22 protein-coding genes and 1 pseudogene are annotated in these 19,560 nt (G+C 63.1%); 16 read left to right on the forward strand and 7 right to left on the reverse strand.

Annotated elements, in window-relative coordinates; genetic code table 11:
* Positions 1-2 precede the first annotated feature (2 nt).
* Both ACEWPJ_RS17595 and ACEWPJ_RS17600 read right to left on the reverse strand, forming a co-directional pair.
* On the reverse strand, positions 3-1,424 hold the full coding sequence (locus ACEWPJ_RS17595) for an ATP-binding protein (RefSeq protein ID WP_290559362.1): 1,422 nt from the start codon (positions 1,422-1,424) through the stop codon (positions 3-5).
* On the reverse strand, positions 1,421-2,143 hold the full coding sequence (locus ACEWPJ_RS17600; protein ID WP_136340155.1) for a response regulator: 723 nt from the start codon (positions 2,141-2,143) through the stop codon (positions 1,421-1,423). The genes ACEWPJ_RS17595 and ACEWPJ_RS17600 overlap by 4 nt, the downstream gene beginning before the upstream one ends.
* Positions 2,144-2,313: 170 nt before the next feature.
* Here ACEWPJ_RS17600 and ACEWPJ_RS17605 point away from each other — a divergent pair, with 170 nt between their 5' ends.
* The 11 genes from ACEWPJ_RS17605 (at position 2,314) to ACEWPJ_RS17655 (ending at position 10,474) form a co-directional block, all read left to right on the forward strand.
* The gene (locus ACEWPJ_RS17605; RefSeq protein ID WP_290559361.1) at positions 2,314-2,922 is read left to right on the forward strand and encodes an EF-hand domain-containing protein; all 609 of its coding nucleotides are present in this window, start codon (positions 2,314-2,316) and stop codon (positions 2,920-2,922) included.
* 75 nt (positions 2,923-2,997) lie between these two features.
* Complete coding sequence (locus tag ACEWPJ_RS17610; protein WP_136340153.1) at positions 2,998-3,384, forward strand: DUF302 domain-containing protein; 387 nt, start codon at positions 2,998-3,000, stop codon at positions 3,382-3,384.
* 12 nt (positions 3,385-3,396) lie between these two features.
* Positions 3,397-3,870, forward strand: coding sequence for a rhodanese-like domain-containing protein (locus ACEWPJ_RS17615; protein ID WP_136340152.1), 474 nt, complete (start codon positions 3,397-3,399; stop codon positions 3,868-3,870).
* 37 nt (positions 3,871-3,907) lie between these two features.
* Complete coding sequence (locus ACEWPJ_RS17620) at positions 3,908-4,603, forward strand: TVP38/TMEM64 family protein (protein WP_416514318.1); 696 nt, start codon at positions 3,908-3,910, stop codon at positions 4,601-4,603.
* Positions 4,600-4,731, forward strand: a complete 132-nt coding sequence (locus ACEWPJ_RS17625; RefSeq protein ID WP_275671525.1) for a hypothetical protein — start codon at positions 4,600-4,602, stop codon at positions 4,729-4,731. Before ACEWPJ_RS17620 ends, ACEWPJ_RS17625 begins: the two co-directional genes overlap by 4 nt.
* A gap of 13 nt (positions 4,732-4,744) precedes the next feature.
* Positions 4,745-7,078, forward strand: coding sequence for a heavy metal translocating P-type ATPase (locus ACEWPJ_RS17630; RefSeq protein ID WP_290559360.1), 2,334 nt, complete (start codon positions 4,745-4,747; stop codon positions 7,076-7,078).
* Positions 7,079-7,139: 61 nt separating this feature from the next.
* The gene (locus ACEWPJ_RS17635) at positions 7,140-8,024 is read left to right on the forward strand and encodes a cation diffusion facilitator family transporter (RefSeq protein ID WP_234163379.1); all 885 of its coding nucleotides are present in this window, start codon (positions 7,140-7,142) and stop codon (positions 8,022-8,024) included.
* A complete protein-coding gene (locus ACEWPJ_RS17640) occupies positions 8,021-8,800 on the forward strand; it encodes a hypothetical protein (protein WP_136340149.1) in 780 nt (259 codons plus the stop codon). Before ACEWPJ_RS17635 ends, ACEWPJ_RS17640 begins: the two co-directional genes overlap by 4 nt.
* Position 8,801: 1 nt before the next feature.
* Positions 8,802-9,737, forward strand: a complete 936-nt coding sequence (locus tag ACEWPJ_RS17645) for a DMT family transporter (RefSeq protein WP_290559359.1) — start codon at positions 8,802-8,804, stop codon at positions 9,735-9,737.
* 19 nt (positions 9,738-9,756) lie between these two features.
* Positions 9,757-9,951, forward strand: a complete 195-nt coding sequence (locus ACEWPJ_RS17650; RefSeq protein WP_136340147.1) for a heavy-metal-associated domain-containing protein — start codon at positions 9,757-9,759, stop codon at positions 9,949-9,951.
* A 67-nt stretch (positions 9,952-10,018) separates the two neighbouring features.
* On the forward strand, positions 10,019-10,474 hold the full coding sequence (locus tag ACEWPJ_RS17655; protein WP_136340146.1) for a DUF411 domain-containing protein: 456 nt from the start codon (positions 10,019-10,021) through the stop codon (positions 10,472-10,474).
* Between the two features lie 80 nt (positions 10,475-10,554).
* On the opposite strand, the gene merA is transcribed toward ACEWPJ_RS17655, so the two are convergent.
* From merA to ACEWPJ_RS17675, 4 genes and pseudogenes are all read right to left on the reverse strand, one after another.
* Positions 10,555-11,991 (reverse strand): mercury(II) reductase, encoded by a 1,437-nt coding sequence (merA, locus tag ACEWPJ_RS17660; protein ID WP_416514311.1) that lies wholly within the window; start codon positions 11,989-11,991, stop codon positions 10,555-10,557.
* A pseudogene (gene merF / locus ACEWPJ_RS17665) lies at positions 11,984-12,216 on the reverse strand (mercury resistance system transport protein MerF). The gene merA and the pseudogene merF overlap by 8 nt, the downstream one beginning before the upstream one ends.
* Before the next feature lie 4 nt (positions 12,217-12,220).
* Entirely contained in the window at positions 12,221-12,526 is a 306-nt protein-coding gene (locus tag ACEWPJ_RS17670) for a heavy-metal-associated domain-containing protein (RefSeq protein ID WP_136340143.1), read from the reverse strand.
* Between the two features lie 18 nt (positions 12,527-12,544).
* Positions 12,545-12,934 (reverse strand): mercuric transporter MerT family protein, encoded by a 390-nt coding sequence (locus ACEWPJ_RS17675; protein ID WP_136340142.1) that lies wholly within the window; start codon positions 12,932-12,934, stop codon positions 12,545-12,547.
* 79 nt (positions 12,935-13,013) lie between these two features.
* Here ACEWPJ_RS17675 and ACEWPJ_RS17680 point away from each other — a divergent pair, with 79 nt between their 5' ends.
* A complete protein-coding gene (locus ACEWPJ_RS17680) occupies positions 13,014-13,430 on the forward strand; it encodes a MerR family transcriptional regulator (protein ID WP_136340141.1) in 417 nt (138 codons plus the stop codon).
* Between the two features lie 57 nt (positions 13,431-13,487).
* Here ACEWPJ_RS17680 and ACEWPJ_RS17685 read toward each other — a convergent pair whose 3' ends face one another.
* Complete coding sequence (locus ACEWPJ_RS17685; protein WP_136340140.1) at positions 13,488-14,558, reverse strand: hypothetical protein; 1,071 nt, start codon at positions 14,556-14,558, stop codon at positions 13,488-13,490.
* A gap of 226 nt (positions 14,559-14,784) precedes the next feature.
* On the opposite strand from ACEWPJ_RS17685, the gene ACEWPJ_RS17690 reads away from it, so the two are divergent.
* The 4 genes from ACEWPJ_RS17690 to repC all read left to right on the forward strand — a co-directional run bounded on the left by ACEWPJ_RS17690 (position 14,785) and on the right by repC (position 19,496).
* Positions 14,785-15,693: a recombinase family protein gene (locus ACEWPJ_RS17690; protein ID WP_024099421.1), complete on the forward strand. Its 909-nt coding sequence runs from the start codon at positions 14,785-14,787 to the stop codon at positions 15,691-15,693.
* A gap of 341 nt (positions 15,694-16,034) precedes the next feature.
* Positions 16,035-17,234 (forward strand): plasmid partitioning protein RepA, encoded by a 1,200-nt coding sequence (gene repA, locus ACEWPJ_RS17695; RefSeq protein WP_009807965.1) that lies wholly within the window; start codon positions 16,035-16,037, stop codon positions 17,232-17,234.
* Positions 17,234-18,202 carry a plasmid partitioning protein RepB gene (repB, locus tag ACEWPJ_RS17700; protein ID WP_024099295.1) on the forward strand — a complete coding sequence of 323 codons (969 nt, stop codon included), beginning with the start codon at positions 17,234-17,236 and terminating at the stop codon, positions 18,200-18,202. Before repA ends, repB begins: the two co-directional genes overlap by 1 nt.
* Before the next feature lie 238 nt (positions 18,203-18,440).
* Positions 18,441-19,496, forward strand: coding sequence for a plasmid replication protein RepC (gene repC / locus ACEWPJ_RS17705; RefSeq protein ID WP_416514312.1), 1,056 nt, complete (start codon positions 18,441-18,443; stop codon positions 19,494-19,496).
* Positions 19,497-19,560: the final 64 nt, after the last annotated feature.

The following is a 19,560-nucleotide window of genomic DNA, read 5'->3' on the forward strand; positions in this document are numbered from 1 at the left end:
TTTCAGGTCTCCTTCCGTTGTTTGCTGTTGTTGATGGGTGCGTCCTCCGCCAGCGGGATGAAGATGGATGCCTTCAGCCCGCCTTCGGCACGATTTTTCAGCCGGACGTCGCCCCCGTGTCCGCGCACGATCGCCCGCGCGATGGCAAGGCCCAGCCCGTGCCCCCCGGTTTCGAGCGAGCGGGACGCCTCCAGCCGATGAAACGGCGCAAAGACCTCGTCGAGCTCTTCCTCGGGTATGCCAGGGCCATCATCGGTGATCTCGATCACCAGATCGTCGCCCGCGCGGTGCCAGCCGACCGTGGCGCCGCCCCCGTAGCGGGTGGCGTTCTCGACAAGGTTGCGAACGGCCCTGCGCAGGGCGAGCGGGCGAATGCGCACCGTCATCGCCGGGCCGCCGGTCATTTCGAACGGGGTGGCCTTGTCGTCTGCCAGGGTTTCGAGCCAGGCGGACACATCGACGACGTCCGAGGCTTCGCGCCCGGCCAGCCCTTCGGCGAAGTCGAGCGTGGCCTCGGCCATGGCCTGCATCTCGTCGATGGACGCGACCAGGCTCTCGCGGGTCTCCTCGTCTTCGACGAGTTCTGCATCGAACCGCATCGCCGTGAGCGGCGAGCGCAGGTCATGGCTGACCGCGGCGAGAATGCGGGTGCGGTCCGCGACAAATCGCGTCAGCCGATCCTGCATGCGATTGAACGCGCGGGTGAGATCGCGCACCTCGTCGGGACCGGCGACAGGCAACGGCTCACCCGCGTCGCCGCGCCCCAGGTCCTCGGCGGCGCGCGACAGATTACGCAATGGGCCGGTCAGGCGGGTCATCACGAACCAGAACGCCGCGACGAGGATCAACGAGGCCGTCAGCCCGAAGGCGAGAAAGGACGATAGCGGCCATTGCAATGGCGGGCGTTCGAACAGGGTGTCGACGTTCAGCCACTGGCCGCCGGAGAGCGCGATGGACAGGGTCATCTCGACCGCCTGCATCCGGCCGCGCATCATTTCCTGATGCATCTGGGCCATTTCCGGAGACAGGTTAGGGATCGGGTGCAGGGGAACGGCCGTTTCACTCAGGTTGACCCTGATGTCGCGACTGAACCTGTCGCCAAGCAAGGTCCGGACCCGCGTTTCGATATAGTCTGCGTGATGATGGTCGGGCGCGGTCACGCTTGGTGAGGGCGCAAGATCGAACCGCACAAGCGGCGAATTCGCCGCACGCACGATGGACACGGACAGATCGGGCGGCGCTTCCTCCAGCAGCCGCACAACATTGGCGGCGCGCCCGGCCGCCTCGAAACCCAGGGCGGCGCGGACGGCAAGGCTGCGCTCGTCCGCGAAGAGCCACAGGCTCACCACCTGCGCTAGGCCCAGGGCCCCGAGGATGAGAAGCACGAGTTGCGCGCGCAGGCTGCCTATCCGCGGCCGGGTCATTCGACCACCTCGACATCGGCGTTCAGACTGTAGCCCTGGCTTCGCACGGTGGTGATGAGCGTCGGGCGCAACGGGTCCATCTCGATCTTGCGCCGCAGCCGGCTGATCTGGTTGTCGATCGTACGATCGAGCGGCCCCGCCGCGCGCCCGGCCGTGAGGTCGAGAAGCTGCTCGCGGCTCAGAACCGTGCGCGGACGCGCCAGAAGGACCGTCAACAGCCGGAAATCCGCCGTCGTCAGTTGCACGCGATTGCCGTCCCGGTCGGTCAGCATGTGCGCGTCGGTATCGAGCGTCAGTCCGCCGAACCGCAGGATGCGCCCCGAAAGCGGCCCGGCCTCGCGTCTCTCCTCGGGCGCGCGGCGCAGGACCGCCTTGATCCGTGCCAACAGCTCGCGGGGGTTGAACGGTTTCGGCAGATAGTCGTCCGCGCCGATCTCGAGGCCCACGATCCGGTCCTGATCCTGCCCGAGGGCCGTGAGCATGATGATCGGAAGCCGTTTCTCGGCCGACAGGCGCTTGCAGATCGAAAGCCCGTCCTCGCCCGGCATCATGACGTCGAGCACCATCAGGTCGAAGTGACCTTTCGCGAGCTTTTCGTCCATCTCCCGGGCATCCTTGGCCGCCGTCGCCCGCATGCCATTGCGTTCCAGAAATCGCGTGACCGAGTCCCGGATCTGGCGGTGATCGTCGACGACGAGGATATGCGGCAAACTGTTCATACTTCTCATTTGGCAGTGTGGCGGCGCGCGGTCAGCACCGGGATTGTAACGCTTTGTATCAGCTACGCGCATTGCGACGAACGGATACAAGATCGGGAATGACACGGCCTTGGCGGTCCTTCATGTCTTCCCATGTCGGTGAGGCGTTTCACACGAGAAAGGATACAGACATGAAAACCACAGCGAAACTCGCGGCAGCGACCGCCATCTTTATGGCTCTGGGCGGTGCAGCCTTGGCCGCAGGCAATCACGGGCATGGTGGCCAGGGTGCTCCGGGAGCGCAGGGTCCGGCCGCCGGAAATCATGACATGATGCGGATGCATGGGCAAATGATGCAGGGCGGCATGGGCATGATGGGCTCCGGTGGGCCCATGGGCGGCATGGGCCAGGGCATGATGGGCGGCGGCGCGTCGCTGATGGGCATGGGCCTGGAGCGGTTCGACGCCGATGGCGATGGCACGGTGACGCCCGAAGAAGCCCACGAAGGATTGCAAGCCCTGCTGGCGGAATACGATGCCGATGGCGACGAAACCCTGTCGCTCGCCGAATTCGAGACGCTCCACAGCGCGCTCATCCGCGAAACCATGGTGGACCGCTTCCAGTTCCTCGACGACGATGGCGACGGCGCGGTGTCGGTGGCAGAAATCGTCAAGCCTGCCGACATGATGGAGCGCATGCAGACGATGCGCGACGGCATGATGCCCGGACCGAATGGTGGCATGCAGCGCGACGGCGGCATGATGGGGACACCCGGCCAGGGCCGCATGGGCAACAACTGAGCCCGCCTTTCCGCCACCCCTCGCCCGGTCCCGCAGACTGCGGGGCCGGGCCTTGACCACGAAAGGACAGACAGAATGGCATACACTCATGACCGCCTGCTGGCAAATACCGGCATTGACGACGCAGAGACCCGCGTGCGCGCGGCGCTGGCCGACGCTGGTTTCGGCGTTCTGACCGAGATCGACGTCAAGGCGACGATGAAGAAGAAGATCGACAAGGACATGGCGGGCTACAAGATCCTTGGCGCCTGCAATCCGAACATGGCCTGGCAGGCCATCGGGCTGGAGCCGCGGATCGGCGCGATGCTGCCCTGCAACGTGATCCTGCGCAGCGTCGAGGGCGGCACCGAGGTGAGCGCCATCGACCCGGTTGCCTCCATGTCGGCCGTGGAAAACCCCGACCTGCACGCGGTCGCCGGTCAGGTCCGCGACATGCTCGTGCGCGCTGTGGATGCGGCCTGAAGGAGACAACCGATGACAACGGCACACGGTCGGCGCCTCTTCATTCTTGGGCTGGCGGCAGCGCCTGTCACCCTCATCACGTCTCCCCTGACCGCACAGGCCCGGACAATCTGGTCGGCGGACGAGGCCTATGACGCCCTTCTGGCAGACAGCGCGCGCGTCGTCGATGTGAGGTCGCGCGAGGAGTGGCTGGAAACCGGCGTCGGGGCCGGGGTCTGGCCGATCAGCATGCACGAGGACCGATTTCCGGATCGCCTCTTTGCGGCGAAGGCGCTGGCCGGATCCCGAGACGTCGGCCTGATCTGCGCGACCGGGGGGCGTTCGGCGTCCCTGCTCCGTGCGCTCCGGCAGGCTCGCTACGATGGCTACGTGGACATCTCCGAGGGAATGCTGGGATCTCGCCGGGGTCCCGGCTGGCTTGCTGCCGGTCTGCCCGTGGTTCCGCTGGACGCAGCGCTTGCCTCGATGCCGGAGGACCTTGCCTGACGTGCCCGAAGAGAGCGCCTCAACGAGAAATAACTACCTGTCTCTCGGCAAGGGCACGGTCCTTGTCGTCGGAGCCATCCTTGGCCTGGGCCTCCTCGGCTGGGCCGCAGGGTGGTGGTCGTTCGACCTGGACCGCGCCGCGGTCGAGGCATGGGTCGCGCGCGCGGGTCCTTGGGGGCCGCTCGCGATCGTCGCCCTCATGACGGCTGCGGTCGTTGCCAGCCCCATTCCAAGCGCGCCTGTCGCGCTGGCCTCGGGGGCCGCTTTTGGCCACTATGCGGGCACCGTCTATGTCGCCGTGGGGGCCGAGACCGGCGCGCTCGTCGCCTTCCTCATCGCCCGCGGGCTGGGGCGCGGGACGGTCGAGCGACTTCTCGGCGACAAGGCGGATCACGGCCTGTTGGGGTCGCAGAACGCGCTGACGCTCACGGTTTTCGCAAGCCGCCTTCTGCCCTTCGTGTCTTTCGACGCGATGAGCTATGCCGCGGGGGTCAGCCGGTTGCAGTTCTGGCGCTTCGCCCTGGCCACGATGGCCGGCATTTTGCCCGCGAGCTTCGAGCTCGCGCATTTCGGCAGCGCGGCGATGGCGGGCACCTTCGGCGGCGCGGAATGGATCGCGCTCGGACTGGGGCTGGTGACGGGGCTTCCCCTCCTGCTGCTTGCGCTTCGGCGCGGAGCGGCTTCGCGAAAAGACAGCCCCAGGAAAGATACCGCAGCGGCCGAAGGGTCATGAGCTCCGACGACAAGAAAAACAGCCCCAGCCTGCCCGACGCCGTGGCGCTGGGAGCCGTCGTGAGCTTCGGTGCATCGCGGCTTGACTCTCCCGCCACTGGAAACCCGACAATGATGATCAAAACCTGAAAAGAGATAACAGATGTCCGACCACGACCATCACCACCGCCACCACGCTCCGGCCTCCGGCGCGAAAACCGCGACGGATCCCGTCTGCGGCATGCAGGTCGAGATGCGCGAGGACGCGCGGTCGCGCGAGTATGGCGGCGAGACCTACTGGTTCTGCTCGGAAGGCTGCGAGACGAAATTCGGTGTGGATCCTTATTTCTACGCGTCGGGAAACGCGCAGAAGACATCGCAGAAAGCCCAGCCCGGCACGCAATACACCTGCCCGATGCACCCCGAGATTATCCGCGACGAACCCGGAAGCTGTCCGATCTGCGGCATGGCGCTGGAGCCGATGGTGCCCTCGGACGAGCCCAGCGAGGAACTGACCGACTTCACCCGCCGGATGTGGATCAGCGCGACCGCGGCCGTGCCCCTCGTGATCCTGACGATGGGCGAGCTGGTCGGCCTGCCGGTTCGCGACTGGCTGGGCCACCAGCTGGCGGTTTACATCGAATTCGTCCTCGCCACGCCCATTGTCCTCTGGGCAGCGCTTCCGTTCTTCCGGCGCGGCGTCGACTCCTTCCGGAGCCTGTCCCCGAACATGTGGACGCTGATCTCGCTCGGGGTCGGCGCGGCCTATGCGTATTCGCTGGTCGCCACCTTCGCGCCGGGGTTGTTCCCGGAGCAGTATCGGATGGGCGAAGGCGTCGGCACGTATTTCGAGGCCGCCGTCGTCATCATCGCGCTGATCTTCGTCGGCCAGGTGCTGGAGTTGCGCGCACGGGAACGCACCGGCGACGCGATCCGGGCGCTGATGGACCTCGCGCCCAAGACCGCGCGGCGAATTCTTCCCGACGGAAGCGAATATAATGCACCGCTCGAGAACATCGTGGAGGGCGACTTGCTGCGGGTGCGCCCCGGCGACAGCATGCCGGTCGATGGCGAAGTGGTCGAGGGCCACACGTCCGTTGACGAAAGCATGATCACCGGCGAGCCCGTGCCCGTCGAAAAGGCAGAAGGCGACCGTGTCACGGGCGGCACGATCAACAAGAACGGTTCGCTCGCGATCCGGGCGACGCAAGTTGGCGCCGACACGGTGCTGGCGCAGATCGTGGACATGGTGGCCGGTGCCCGACGCTCGCGCGCGCCGATCCAAGGGCTGGCGGACCGGGTCTCGGCCATCTTCGTACCGACGGTCGTCGCGGTGGCCATCGCGGCGTTCTTCGCCTGGCTTGCCTTCGGTCCCGAGCCGGTGCTGGCATTCGCCATCGCCTCGGCCGTCTCCGTCCTGATCATCGCCTGTCCCTGTGCCCTCGGCCTCGCGACGCCGATCTCGATCACCACGGCCGCGGGGCGCGGCGCACAAGCGGGCGTGCTGATCAAGGACGCCGAGGCGCTGGAACGGATGGCGCGTGTGGACACGGTGATCGTGGACAAGACCGGCACGCTGACCGAGGGCAAGCCGACGCTGACGGATGTCGTGGCGCTGCAGGGCGACGAGGCGGAGGTGTTGGGCCTCGCCGCCGCTTTGGAACGTGGCTCGGAACATCCGCTGGCCGAGGCGATCGTCGCGGGCGCGCGGGATCGCGGTCTGTCGCCCGGCAGCGCGGCCGATTTCGAAGCGGTCACCGGCAAGGGCGTGCGCGGCACCGTCGACGGACGCAACGTGGCGCTCGGCAATCCGGCGATGATGCGGGATCTCGGGCTCGAGACCGGCGAAGCCGAGGCGCGGGCCGACACGCTCCGCACGGATGGCAAGACGGCGATGTTCGTTGCCGTCGATGGGGCGCTCGCGGGGATCGTCGCCGTGGCCGATCCGATCAAGCAAAGCACCGAAGGGGCGATCCGCGATCTGCACGCGCTCGGTCTGACGATCATCATGGCCACCGGCGACAACCAGCGAACGGCCGAGGCTGTCGCGCGTCAACTGGGCATCGACGAGGTGCGCGCCGGCGTTCTGCCCGAGGACAAGCAGAAGCTGGTCGAGGAATTGCGCGCGAAGGGCGCGTCGGTGGCGATGGCCGGCGACGGTGTGAACGACGCCCCGGCGCTGGCGGCGGCGGACGTGGGCATCGCCATGAGCACGGGCGCCGACGTGGCGGTGGAGAGCGCTGGCATCACGCTGATGCGCGGCGATCTGGTGGGGCTGGTGCGGGCGCGGAAACTCGCGAAGGCAACGCTGCGCAACATCCGCCAGAACCTGTTCTTCGCCTTCGCCTACAACGCGGCGGGCGTGCCGATCGCGGCCGGAATCCTTTATCCGGTGATCGGCCTGCTTCTGTCGCCCATGATCGCGGCGGCGGCGATGAGCCTGTCGTCGGTCTCCGTTATTTCGAACGCGCTGCGGCTGCGGCGCGTAAAGCTCTGAAAGAAAGGAAGCCGCGATGTCCAGTTCACATCACGGGCACATGCCGTCGAGTGGGCGCGGAATGGCGATCTCCGCATGGCTGACGGGGGTCTATTTCGTCATCGAGATGGGCATCGGGCTCTGGACCGGGTCGATCGCAGTGATCTCCGACGCGTTCCACACCTTCTCCGCCGTTGGCGGCGTCCTGGTGGCCATCGTCGCCGCGCGTCTGGCCCGGCGTCCCGCCGATCCGGATCGCAGCTTCGGCTGGTATCGCGCCGAGATCATCGGCGCGCTGGTCAACGGCGGCTTCCTGCTCGGCATGGCGCTGGTGGTGATCGTTATGGCGGCCATGCGCCTGTCGGATCCGATCGCGTTGCCGACCGGCCCGATGTTGCTAGCCGCTGCCGGCGGGCTGGTGACCGAGTTCATATCGCTGGGGCTGATCTGGAAGCAAAGCAAGAGCGACCTCAACGTGAAGGGTGCGTTGTGGCATATCATCCAGACCTTCGTCGGCAGCCTCCTGATCATCGTCACCGCATTGGTGATCAAGTTCACGGGCTTCCTGCTTATCGACCCGATCCTCGGCATGGCGTTCGGCTTTGTGCTGCTCTGGGCAAGCTGGGGTATCCTGCGCGACTCCATGCACCTGCTGATGGAGGGTACGCCGGCCGATGTCAGCCTTCCGGAGGTCACGCAGGCACTCGAGTCCCTCGACGGGGTGGCCGACGCGCACCACGTTCACGCCTGGGCCCTGACCAGCGGGAAGCACGTCTTTTCCGGTCACCTGCGGGTGCAAGAGGGCGCCGAGCCACAGGGGGTACTCAAGGCAGCGCACGGCATGCTGCGTGACCGCTTCGGCTTCTTCTTCGTGACTCTTCAGGTTGAGGACCGGTGCCTCGATGAAAGCGGTGCCGAGATGATCGACATCACCCGTGCGCCAACCACCGAAAGGACCACGACTTGACCGGCCCCGCGACCCAATCCGTCCCATCGCTTCGCCTTCGACTGGCGCGCCGGATCATCCGGCTTGTCACCAGGCGAGCCGCGCGCAAAGGGCTGGCCGACAACCTTCTTACATATGTGGACGGAACGCAAACCCGTTGGCTCGATCCCGAGATCGCGCGGTTCCTTGAGGCGATGGACAGCGAGGTGCTCCGCTTGCGGGCGCGGGCGGATTTCGTCGCGCTCCCTGGTCTTGGCAACAGGGTGATGGTCGAATTCGCCGTGTGGACCACAGCCGCCGACCGCAGCCTGCGCCATCTCGGCGTGACGCCCGAGACCGCGCGCCGCGTGGTGGCCGACCTCGGATGGGACGTCTACCGCCGGATGCTGCGGCTGAGTTCGCTGCCCGCGCGGCTGGTCACGCGCGACCCGGGGCGGAGACTGCGCTGGACGATCCGCGCGCTGCTGTATTTCCCGTTCAATGCTCCGGGTGCGCCCGGTTATGCCGTGGAGACCCGGCGCGACGGCGACGACATTCTCACACATTTCACCTGCTGCCCGCCACAGAGCCTCGTGCGTCGGCTGGCCGAGATCGACGACGACCCCGATACGCTCGAAGCATTCCGGCAAAGTTGGTGCACCTATGATTGGCCGGGCGCTGATCTGATCGCGGGCGACGGAGTACGCGGTCATTATCGCAGGCGCCGGACGTTGTCGCATGGGGATGACGTCTGCGACATGTGTTGGGCAGCGCGGTCGCAACGGCAAGAGACCGCGCCACATGCTCCGAAGAAATAACATGCGCATCGTTCTTCTACTCGTCCTGATCACCGTCTCCGAAGCCACGATCGGCGTCTTCGTCAAGCTGACCGGGGATGCGATCCCGATCCAGACGTTGAATTTCTACGCACTGAGCTTTGCAGCCGCGTTCCTGGCAATGGCCATCCCGCACGCGACCGGACGCCCTCTGCGGTTTCCCCGTGGCAACGTGAAGGACACGGTCATTATCGGGGCGCTCATCGCCGCGCAGATCAGCGTCTTCAACTATGCGATGACGCTCGTGCCGATCGCCAATGCCGTGGTGTTCTGGAGCGTGGCCCCCTTCTTCGTGTTCATCTTCTCGGCCCTGTTCCTCGGCGAGCCCGCGAAGAAAAGCTATATGCTGATCTTCGGGCTCGCGCTGACAGGCATCGTGCTGGCCAGGCCGCTGGCGGGCGGCGAGTGGTTTGGCAACCTCGTCGCGCTCAGCACCGGGGCGATCTATGCCGGAATGGTCACATACATGCGCCATGAAGGACGCGAGGAGGCGGGCAACGATATCTTCTGGTCGATGGCGGCCGGGGCGATCCTGCTGTCGCCGGCGCTGGTTCTCGCCGGGCCGGGCGAGATCGGCAGGTTCAATGCCTATCCCGCCCTGAGCCTTTCGCTGCCGGTGATGCTGTGGCCGGTCTGCCTCGGCGTCGTCTCGACGGGGTTCGCCTATTTCGGGATTTCGCTGGTGCTCAAGAAGATCTCGGCGAACATCTATTCGCTGGTCGATATTATCGTCTCGCCGATCGTGGCGGCGACTCTGGGATACCTTGTCTTTAGCGAAGTTCCAACGCAGGGCATGATCCTTGGTGGCGGATTGTTGCTCCTGTCCGGTTTCTGGCTGACGCGCGAGATGAGCCGCGGCAAGGAAACCGCCGCCGTCCACCCTTGCCAATGCGAGCGAATGAATGCATTTGGTGCCTGAAATGGAAGGATAAATCGAGATGAAGTTCTACGTGCCCGACATGAGTTGCGGTCATTGCACGGCGGCCATCGAAAAGGCGCTCAAGGCGATCGACCCGAATGCCACGGTAGATACAGACCTGACATCGAAGACCGTCACGGTTGCGTCCGCCAAGGATGCCACTGCATTACAGGTCGCCCTCAAGGAGGCCGACTACCCCGCAACTCCGGCTTGATGAACTCTATGTGAAATCTTTAACGAATAGCCGTCAAAACCGAACAGGATTGGAGCTGGAAATACGCATGAACAGACGAGAATTCATTGTCGCGGGCGGCGCTGCCGCCGGGCTGCCCGGTGTGGTCCACACTCAGTCACTCGCACCGCGCGTCGAGGTCTACAAATCGCCAACCTGCGGATGCTGCTCGGCCTGGATCGAGCATATGGAGCGCGCCGGCTTCGTCGTGGACGCACGCAATGTCGACCAAGACGCCCTGTATGCGTTCAAGGCGCAATCCGGGATCACGCCCAACCTGGCCTCGTGCCATACGGCGCTCGTAGATGGGTATGTCATTGAGGGCCATGTGCCGGCTGCAGATGTCGAACGACTGCTCGCCGAACGTCCCGAAGCCATCGGCCTGTCGGTTCCCGGTATGCCGATCGGCTCACCTGGCATGGAGATGGGCAACCAGCGTGATGCGTTCGAGACACTGTTGCTGCTGAAAGACAGCTCTACCGAGATCTTCGAGCGACATGCCTGAACGAGACGGTTGGGGTGACAGATGACTCGTCTCAGAGTACTCTACGCCCTTCGTGATTTGAACGCTCGTACAGCACTGCTTCACCCTGCGCAGCACGACAGCTTCGCGACATCCATTTCGAATGTCTGCGCGGCGAGCCTCACGCCCTCGACCGTGGTGAGGTAGGGGAAGATTGTCTCGCCTAAAGCCCTCGTCGTCATGCCGAACTTGATTGCCATCACGAGCGTCTGGACACTGTCTGCCCCCTCCGGCGCCATGATCACGCCGCCGAGAAGCCGGTCGCTCGCCCGGTCCGCGACCAGCTTGATCAGCCCGCGCGTGTCGCGGGCGGCGAGCGCACGGGGGACATTCTCGAGCGCGAGCACGCTGGTCTTGACGTCATATCCGGCATCACGCGCCTGCGCCTCGGTCGGCCCGACGCCCGCCACCTGCGGATCGGTGAACACGACCCAGGGCATCGCGGCGTTGTCGTAACGCTCCGCCCCGCCCAGCACGGCGTTGCGGGCTGCGAGCTTGGCGCCATAGGCGGCCATGTAGACGAACTGGTCGCGGTCCGTGACATCACCCGCGGCAAAGATCCCGGGCTTCGTGGTCTGCATGTCGTCGCCAACCCGGATCGCACCGCGTGCATCGGTCTCGACGCCAATTTCGGCGAGGCCCAGCCCCTCGGTGTTGGGTGTGCGTCCCGTGGTCAGGACGAGGCGGTCGGCCGTCAGGTCGAGCTCCGCGCCGTCCACCGACACGGTCAGCGCCGCAAGGTCACCGTCGCGCCGCGCGGCGTGATAGGTTGCGCCATCGAGGACCGTGACACTCTCGGCGCGCAAGACCTCGGTGAGCGCTTCGGACACCTTCGGCTCGGTGCGCGGCAACAGGCGCGAGCGGCAGACGATGGTCACCTCGGTGCCCATCCGCGCCATCATCTGGGCGAGTTCGACGCCGATATAGCCGCCGCCGAGAAAGATCAGGCTCTCGGGCAACTGGTCCAGCTCCAGCAGCGACGTGCTGTCGAGCGTCGGGGCGTCCTGGATCCCGGGGATGTCGGGCGCGGCGGGCCGGTCGCCCGTGGCGACGATGACCCTCGGAGCCGTGATCTTGCGACCGCCGACCTCGACCCCGCCGGGGATGAGCCGCGCCGGACCCTCATCAATGTAAGCGACACCGTCGTAGTCGGGCAGCAGGTCGGCATATTTCTTCTGCCGCAGCGTCGAGACGAGATCGTCCTTGGCCGCAATCAGCGCAGCCCAGCCCGCGACCCGCGCCTCACCGTGCAGGCCCGGAAACCGGGACGCCGCCCGCGCACCGTGCAGGGCCTCGGCGGCCCGGATCATCGTCTTGGAGGGCACGCAGCCCACGTTCACGCAGGTGCCGCCGATGGTGCCGTGCCCGATCAGCGCGACGCGCTTGCCGCCCTCGGCGGCGGTTATCGCGGCCGAGAACCCGGCCGATCCGGCACCGATCACGGCAACGTCGAACTCACTCTTGAGCGCGCAGCAATCGTCTCTCATGAAATCATCCATCCGTTTGCGTGGTTTGCCGCCGCTGCCTGCGCCAGACGGCATAGGCGGTCAGCCCAATGAAGAACGCCAGCGCGGGCAGCAGCACATAGTCGAGCCAACCCAGCCAGGCCGACAGGCCCACGGCGCCCAAAAGCACGACGAGCACCGGCGTGAAGCAGCAGAGCGCCGCGATGACGTGCCGACGACACCTGTCGCGATCAGCTTGCGGTCGGTCTGCTCGGTCATCCCGTCAGCCCGAGACGCGCGCCGGATAGCCTGCATTGGCCGACGCGGTCGCGATGGCCTCGGCGCTGGTCGCGGCGGTGTCGAAGACGACCGTGGCGGTGCGCGCCTCGAAGTCGATCTCGACGGCGCGCACGCCATCGACGCTTTCCATCGCGCGCTTCACCGTCACGGGGCAGAGCGCGCAGGTCATGTTGTCGACCGCGAAGGTGACGGTCTGCTCGGCGGCGACGGTCTGCGCGGCGACCGGGATGGCGGTGACGGGCGCAACAGCGGTCAGGCCGAACAGGGCAAGGGCAAGGATCTTCTTCATAAGGGTCTCCTTTCGGGATCAGTAGAGAAGCGGGGCCCACCAGTCGATGGTGAGCGCGGCGACGACGAGGATCAGGGACGCCCAGAGCGCGGTTTTGGTGATCCAAGCCGAGGATGGGCGCGCACAGTAGGAACCGGGCTCGCAGACGTTCGGCTTGCGGAAATACACCTGCCGGAAACCCGCCCCGATGAAGCCGAGCGCGATCACGGCGAAGATCGGCTTGTAAGGCTCCAGCGCCGTCAGGTTGCCGATCCAGGCCCCCGAGATGCCGAGGGTTAGCAGGACTAGCGGCCCGATGCAGCAGGCCGAGGCGAAGAACGCGCCCATCACCCCGCCCGCTGCGAGCCAGCCCTTTCGGGCCGGGCGATCCGCTTCGGAGTTGTCAGCTCTGTCGTCTGTCAGCGCCATGTCGCGCACCTCCTCTCGTCCGTGGTTGAAGGAAGGTGTAAGGTCTGTAGTAACTACAGGCTCAAGAGGAAACCTGCCCATGACCGATCACGAGCGCGAGAGCGGCTTCACACGCGGAGACCTGGCCCGGGCCACCGGCTGCAACATCGAGACGATCCGCTACTACGAGAAGACCGGCGTTCTGCCCGACCCGCCCCGGACCGACGCCGGCTACCGCATCTATTCCGCCGCGCACGCCACGCGCCTTCGCTTCATCCTGCGCGCCCGCGAACTCGGGTTCTCGATGGAGGACATTCGCGGGTTGATGGGGCTCGAAGATGGCGCCGCGCCGACCTGCGCGGAGGTCAAGGAGCGGACGGAGCGTCACCTTGCAGAGGTGCGGGCCAAGATTGCGGATCTCCGGCGGATCGAGGCCGTCCTCGCTGCGACGGCATTGAGGTGTTCTGGCGCCGAAGTTCCCGACTGTCCGGTGCTCGACGCGATTTCTGGAAGCTGAAAACGATGACATGAACTTCCCGAACTCTTGAAGCTTTCACGCATTGAACCGTAAGTTTCAAGATCGTGCCGCTGCCCATAACCTGAATCGCCCCTGGCCGGTCACCTCGCGGATCAGGCCTCGCGCTTCCATCCAGGTGAGGTTGCGCTGGACCGCGGCGCGGCTAGCGTTGGTCAGGACCTCACCCATCGGGGCAGAGACAAGGGGCCATTCGGTCAGCACAGCGCGCAAGGCGCGCGGGGTCTTGCCCGAAAGTGAGGTCATCTCGGCTTCCGCCCGAACTGACCACGCTTCAATATCGTCGAGGTGCCGCATCGCGGTCAGACATGCGGTCTCCATCCCGTCAAGCCAGCGCGCCAAACGGTCAGCGGGTGGGCCGCCAGCGCGCAGCCCCCCTGCCCCACCCATGGCCAGAGGTGCAAACACTGCTCCCTTGCCCTCGCTGGCCGCGATCCGCGCGGCCGTGACTGCGGCTTCGATTTGGTCACCGTGCTGTCCGAGGCCGGCCAGGCTCCAGAGATGAAAGCCCATGCAAGCTCGCGTGATCGGGTGGAGATCGGCTGCGGCTGCCATTACGTCCAGCCATCCGCCTGCCCGATCTTCGAAACGCTCATCGCTGTCTTCAATGTTCTCTGGATCGCGGCGATCCAGGAAGGCGGCCAAGTCAGCCTCCGGTCCTGGACCTCCTATAAGCCGCCGAACAGCCCACCCAACTCTTGCCAGGGCATGTGGGTCATCCTGTGCGCCCGAGAGCCGCATCGATATCCAGAGCGCCAGACGATCAGAACTCACCCGGTCCCCTGTGAACCAGCTAAGATCCGCCGCCTCGATAAGAGCGAGGCGATGCGGCCAGCCTTCCGGGCCGCGCAGCAGCCGGTCATCCAGAGCACCCAGGCGTCCAGCCACGCGTGCCAGCCGCGCAGCGTGAAGCCCCTCTGCCTTTGCCCAGTCATGGACGACAGCGGTGTCGGGCGGTTCCGCACGCGGTCCGGGAGGCAAATCATCCGGTTCTTCTTCGAGTGGCCCAGGCAGGAACCAGAGATCGTCTTCGTGAGCCTCTTCATCCTCCTCAATAGTGATGAGGGGGTTGTCGTAATCATTATTTAAAGTAGAGGCTTGCGTCGTCATATGTGCAAAATAATGATCTTTTGCACATTACCCAAGCATTTTTGTGGTCGCTGCCTGCGCCCTTTATATAGTACGCGCACGCGACTGCCGGCGGAACCTCTCAGATCGCGCTCAGCGCAAGGAAACCAAGGGATTGTACGCCAGCACGACGAGAGAACACCCACTTGCATTCGTTTACAAACGGTCGTTTAGTAACGGTATATGAAATTGCAAACGGCCGATTTTCATGCCCCTGATAGGCTATGCGCGCGTATCCACAGAGGATCAGACCCCCCTGCCCCAGTCTGAGGCCCTGCAAACTGCGGGATGCGTCGAGATCTTCGAAGAGCACGCCTCAGGCGGCAATCGTGCCCGGCCGGTGCTTGCCCGCTTGCTGGAGCGCATTAGCAAGGGCGACACGCTGGTTGTCGTACGGATCGACCGGCTCGCACGGTCTCTGTCGCACCTTCTCGAGGTGATCGAACGGTTGGAGGCCAAGGGGGCGTTCTTTCGTTCCATTCAGGACCCGATCGACACCGGATCCCCGCAAGGCAAGTTCACGCTGCAGGTTCTGGGCGCCGCGGCCGAGTTCGAGCGGGCGCTGATCCGGGAACGTACCAAAGCAGGGCTGGCGAGCGCCCGTACCAAGGGCCGGGTCGGCGGGAACCCTGGACTGCGGGCCAAAGACCCTGCTGCTCTTCGCAAAGTACGGCTGGCGCGACAAGACGGCTACATGGAGCGTCTGAACGAGACGGCACAAGATTGGGTGCCCCATGTGCGCCGGTTGCGACCCGACTTGGCCTGGGAAGACGTGGTGCGCATCATCAACGGCCCCTTGCCCGAGGCGCGTCGCTGGACCCAAAGCCGTCTCTTGCGCGCTGTGAAGGCCTATGTCGGCGACGGCTTCCTGCCGGCCGAGGTGCTAGCCCGCGCCGGGCGCCGCGAAACCGACGACCGTCTGCCCGCCATCGTCGCCGGCATCAAGGGCGCGGACCCCGACATCACGCTTCAGGCGATCTGCACCCGGCTGGAAGCGATGCGCGAACGCACGCCTCGTGGCCGAACAAGATGGCAGCCGTCTTCGGTGAAAATGCTGTTGGAGCGGGCGGAACGACTTGGCCTCATGCCGTACGAATCGAGCCAAAATCAGATGTAGCTTCTGACCCGAATCCAAAAAATTTCACCGGGAGAAAACTCCGCAGGAGGCAGAAAGTGCCATTAGTTGCTTGGGGTTAGCTGCTAATGTGCCAACTCAACAGAGTAGCGGCTCGATTTGGTTAGATCTGCATTTAATATATCTATATCAATGACTTGCTGAGTTTTTTACACGACAACACCTATAGGTGTTGTGGATAACTTTCACACTACATTTAGATTCTTCTTGCCGGACTCACTGGATCGTGGCATTCCCATTCTGACGGCAAAACGCGTCAGACACGCTGTACACCGTCAGAATGACTAAGAGCCTCAACAGAGGCCGAGAGTGGGCGGCAAGACATGGATGATCGTAACATTGGATACACGCAAGGCATAGGCTCTTCCGATATCGGAGCATTTGCCGACAATCTGGCTGAGTCTTTGGATCGCCAGATGAAGATCGCTTTCGAACCCGAAGAACGAAAGTCCCTACGTCGCTTCAGTTCCACCGAAGTCGCCGGCCTCCTGCGCGTAAGCACATCTAACCTGCGCAACCGGCACAAGGACGGCAGCTTCCCGGAAGTGCATACAGACAACCGCGGACACCGGTTCTACACAGCCCAAGAGATTGATGAGTTGCGCGATGTTCTTGGACGCACTGGAAAGAACGCAGAAAGCTACCGCCCAGGTCGACGTGATGGCGATCGTCTCCAGGTGATATCCGTCGTCAACTTCAAAGGCGGCTCATCAAAGACTACTGCAACGATTCATCTTGCGCAAAGGTATGCCTTGCGCGGTTACCGCGTGCTGGTCCTAGACCTCGATCCGCAAGCAAGTTTGACCACGTTTTTCGGCTTTCGGCCCGAGCTTGAGTTCGCCGATGGCGGCACAATCTATGATGCTTTGAGATATGAGGACCAAGTTCCTCTCTCGAACGTCATCCAAAAGACCTACTTCCATAAGCTCGACATGGTGCCCGCCGGTTTGATGCTCTCGGAGTACGAAACCGAGACCGCAAACGCTCTCGCCCGTCGCGTACAGCCCATCTTTGCAGAGCGCCTCGCCTTGGCGCTTGAAGAGGTTGAGGCAAACTACGACATCGTCCTGATCGACTGCCCGCCTCAGCTTGGGTTTCTAACCCTGACTGCGCTGGCAGCCTCGACGGGGCTTTTGGTTACCGTGGTACCTGGCATGCTTGACATCGCATCTATGAGCCAATTCCTGAAGCTTGCTTCAGAAACGGTCAAGGCCGTGGAGGAAGCCATCGGTCGGCGTGTCACATGGGATTTTGTCAAGTTCCTGATTACCAGATATGAACCGTCGGACGGTCCGCAGACCCAAATGGCAGGCTACCTGAGATCAATTCTGGCAGGTCAGGTCATGACAGAGCCAATGCTGAAGTCTACGGCGATCTCCGACGCGGGGATGACCCAGCAGACCGTCTACGAAGTCGATCCAAGCCAATTCATCAGAAAGACAATTGATCGCGCCCTGACCAGCGTGAATGGCGTTGGCGATGAGCTAGAGCAGACGATCCAAATGGCATGGGGGCGTCGCTGATGGCCCGAAACATCTTCAACCAGCCTCCAAGGAATGAGACGGAGAGCGGAGCCCCCTCCCCTACCCCGCCAAAAGCGGCAAAGCTGCCGGGATCTGTTGGAGGATTGCGCGACTCTTTGCGCGAGATCACAGCAAACTCGATTCGCGATATCGAACCCGATCAGATTGACATGGATGGGCTGCGCGATCGGTTGGTGCTGGAAGATTCCAGTATCGATGAGTTGGCCGAGAGCATTCGCAAGCATGGCCAACAAGTGCCCATCATGGTCCGTCCATCTGCCCAACCGGACAGATACCGCATCATCTACGGCCGCCGCAGGCTTGCGGCGATCCGTAAGGTCGGTGGAACGGTCAAGGCAATTGTTCGAACCTTGGACGATGACGCATCTCTGATCGCTCAAGGCCAGGAGAACAACCTCAGGCTTGATCCGTCTTTTATAGAAAAGTCTCTTTTTATCAAAGAGATGCAAGAATCCGGGTACAAACCCGGTGTCATTCAAGATGCTCTAGGTCTGACCCGGCAAGGCGTATCCAACCACAGGGTCGTCATAGAACAACTGCCAGACGGTCTTGTTCAACTCATCGGGCCAGCACATGGGATCGGACGACGGCAGTGGGGTGATCTAGCTGCCTTGTCGGTGAAGGTAGATTTGGTGGACATCGCCAAAGAGGCGCTCGCCGCCCTGCCCGACGACACTCCTAGTTCCGAAAAGTTCCAAGCGGTCTATTCGGCTTGCTCGAGCAAAGCACGTAGCGACAAGAAGCCGCCCAATCGTGGGCTGACTTCGGTCATCAATGATGAGAACGGCAGTTCATTGGGCACGCTGACAATCGATGAGAAGGCGATCGCGCTCAAGGTCACCAAGAAGGACAATCCAGAATTCGGCCAATGGCTCGAAGAGCACGCGGAAGCTACGCTTTTGCAACTCTTCGTACAGTGGCGGAATGAGAGAGGCTCTGGGTCCTAACCCAGGCCACACAGAGCAACACGAGCAGAGGAGAAAAGCGAAGACCCGAAAGAAAAGAGCCCCCCAAAGTTTCCCCTGGAGAGCCCTCATCATCTGATTAGCATCTTTGATGTAGCAACCTCCAGCATACCGGTCAAGAGTCACCGATTCGGTGGACTGATATTTTTTGCCTTTTTCCGCGAAAATTCGAGGAAAGAGACGGGGAAGTTGTGGGCCGAACGGTCGTCGTGAACAAGCCATGGCATTTACAAAACTCTCGATCGAAGCCGCAGGTGCTGATGCAACCCGCGGCTCATTTCCCCCATCTGAAACCGACGTCTGGACCATCTTCAGAGCCCTGAGAGATGCACGCAGCGTGTTTGGTCTACGTCCTGGCCACATACAGACACTTCAAGCAATGCTCAGTTTTCTGAAACCTGGCCATGGCGAAACGGTTTTTGCGTCTAACAATTCACTTTGCCAGCGCGTTGGCGGAATCGACGAACGGACACTCCGGAGGCACATCAACCGCTTCGTTGAACTCGGATTCATCAAGCGCAATGACAGCTCGAACCGAAAGCGCTACCGCGTTCGCTCATCCGGCGGGGAGTGCATCAGTTATGGATTGTCTCTCACCCCCCTGCTCCAACGTGCGAGCGAGCTTATAGCCATCGCGCAAGAGATGGAGAATAACCGGCGAGATCGGATATTTGTCCGCAAACAGATCCTTACAAAGCTCGCCCATTTGGAAGAGCACGATCCTAGCAACGCATTCATCAACCACGCACGGAAAGCTCTACGCAGGAAGCTGAGCCTCCCCGAATACCACGCTCTGCTCGCCAATACAGATGCAGAATGCCAGAGTTTGTCTACCCCGGATGACCCGCCTGAAACTATGGAATTGCCCGCCAATGACGGACAAACTGTCCGGCATCAATCTAAGTCTGAAGAAGAAAAAAAAGATTTAGATAGCAACATAGGCCTTGAGGCCCTGAAACCAGACTTGCTGACCTCAGTCTGCGATCAGGCGACATCGTTCTCCACAGAGAGACTTACGAACTGGTTGGACATTGAAAACCATGCTCGAACACTTGCACCCATGATGGGCATTCACCCAGAGACTTTCGAGAAAGCCAAGAATGCTGTAGGAGCTCAGAAAGCGTCATGCGCGATCTTCATCATGCTACAGCTTGGAAAACGCATCAGGGATTTTGGAGCGTATTTTCACAGTATCACCCTGGGTCAAAGGCAAAACCAATTTGATCCATTAGCTTTGATCAAGCGACTGTCCGAAAACAATGAGCGAACTGTCTAATGTCCACCGCGGTGGACTTCGAACGAGAAGCGGCGCTTGTGGCAACCAAAACTGTGCAAACGCA

This window comes from Aliiroseovarius sp. YM-037 (assembly GCF_048060095.1).
Lineage (GTDB): Bacteria > Pseudomonadota > Alphaproteobacteria > Rhodobacterales > Rhodobacteraceae > JBLUOA01.

Bases quoted from the DNA above. Each gene is read 5' to 3' on its own strand.
- ACEWPJ_RS17605 (WP_290559361.1), top strand. From the start codon at position 2,314: ATGAAAACCACAGCGAAACTCGCGGCAGCGACCGCCATCTTTATGGCT.
- ACEWPJ_RS17635 (WP_234163379.1), top strand. From the start codon at position 7,140: ATGGCGATCTCCGCATGGCTGACGGGGGTCTATTTCGTCATCGAGATG.
- ACEWPJ_RS17630 (WP_290559360.1), top strand. From the start codon at position 4,745: ATGTCCGACCACGACCATCACCACCGCCACCACGCTCCGGCCTCCGGC.
- ACEWPJ_RS17615 (WP_136340152.1), top strand. From the start codon at position 3,397: ATGACAACGGCACACGGTCGGCGCCTCTTCATTCTTGGGCTGGCGGCA.
- ACEWPJ_RS17595 (WP_290559362.1), bottom strand. From the start codon at position 1,424: ATGACCCGGCCGCGGATAGGCAGCCTGCGCGCGCAACTCGTGCTTCTC.
- ACEWPJ_RS17650 (WP_136340147.1), top strand. From the start codon at position 9,757: ATGAAGTTCTACGTGCCCGACATGAGTTGCGGTCATTGCACGGCGGCC.
- repC (WP_416514312.1), top strand. From the start codon at position 18,441: ATGGCATTTACAAAACTCTCGATCGAAGCCGCAGGTGCTGATGCAACC.
- ACEWPJ_RS17685 (WP_136340140.1), bottom strand. From the start codon at position 14,558: ATGACGACGCAAGCCTCTACTTTAAATAATGATTACGACAACCCCCTC.
- repA (WP_009807965.1), top strand. From the start codon at position 16,035: ATGGATGATCGTAACATTGGATACACGCAAGGCATAGGCTCTTCCGAT.
- ACEWPJ_RS17645 (WP_290559359.1), top strand. From the start codon at position 8,802: ATGCGCATCGTTCTTCTACTCGTCCTGATCACCGTCTCCGAAGCCACG.
- repB (WP_024099295.1), top strand. From the start codon at position 17,234: ATGGCCCGAAACATCTTCAACCAGCCTCCAAGGAATGAGACGGAGAGC.
- ACEWPJ_RS17655 (WP_136340146.1), top strand. From the start codon at position 10,019: ATGAACAGACGAGAATTCATTGTCGCGGGCGGCGCTGCCGCCGGGCTG.
- ACEWPJ_RS17675 (WP_136340142.1), bottom strand. From the start codon at position 12,934: ATGGCGCTGACAGACGACAGAGCTGACAACTCCGAAGCGGATCGCCCG.
- ACEWPJ_RS17610 (WP_136340153.1), top strand. From the start codon at position 2,998: ATGGCATACACTCATGACCGCCTGCTGGCAAATACCGGCATTGACGAC.
- ACEWPJ_RS17680 (WP_136340141.1), top strand. From the start codon at position 13,014: ATGACCGATCACGAGCGCGAGAGCGGCTTCACACGCGGAGACCTGGCC.
- ACEWPJ_RS17600 (WP_136340155.1), bottom strand. From the start codon at position 2,143: ATGAACAGTTTGCCGCATATCCTCGTCGTCGACGATCACCGCCAGATC.
- ACEWPJ_RS17670 (WP_136340143.1), bottom strand. From the start codon at position 12,526: ATGAAGAAGATCCTTGCCCTTGCCCTGTTCGGCCTGACCGCTGTTGCG.
- merA (WP_416514311.1), bottom strand. From the start codon at position 11,991: ATGGATGATTTCATGAGAGACGATTGCTGCGCGCTCAAGAGTGAGTTC.
- ACEWPJ_RS17625 (WP_275671525.1), top strand. From the start codon at position 4,600: ATGAGCTCCGACGACAAGAAAAACAGCCCCAGCCTGCCCGACGCCGTG.
- ACEWPJ_RS17690 (WP_024099421.1), top strand. From the start codon at position 14,785: ATGCCCCTGATAGGCTATGCGCGCGTATCCACAGAGGATCAGACCCCC.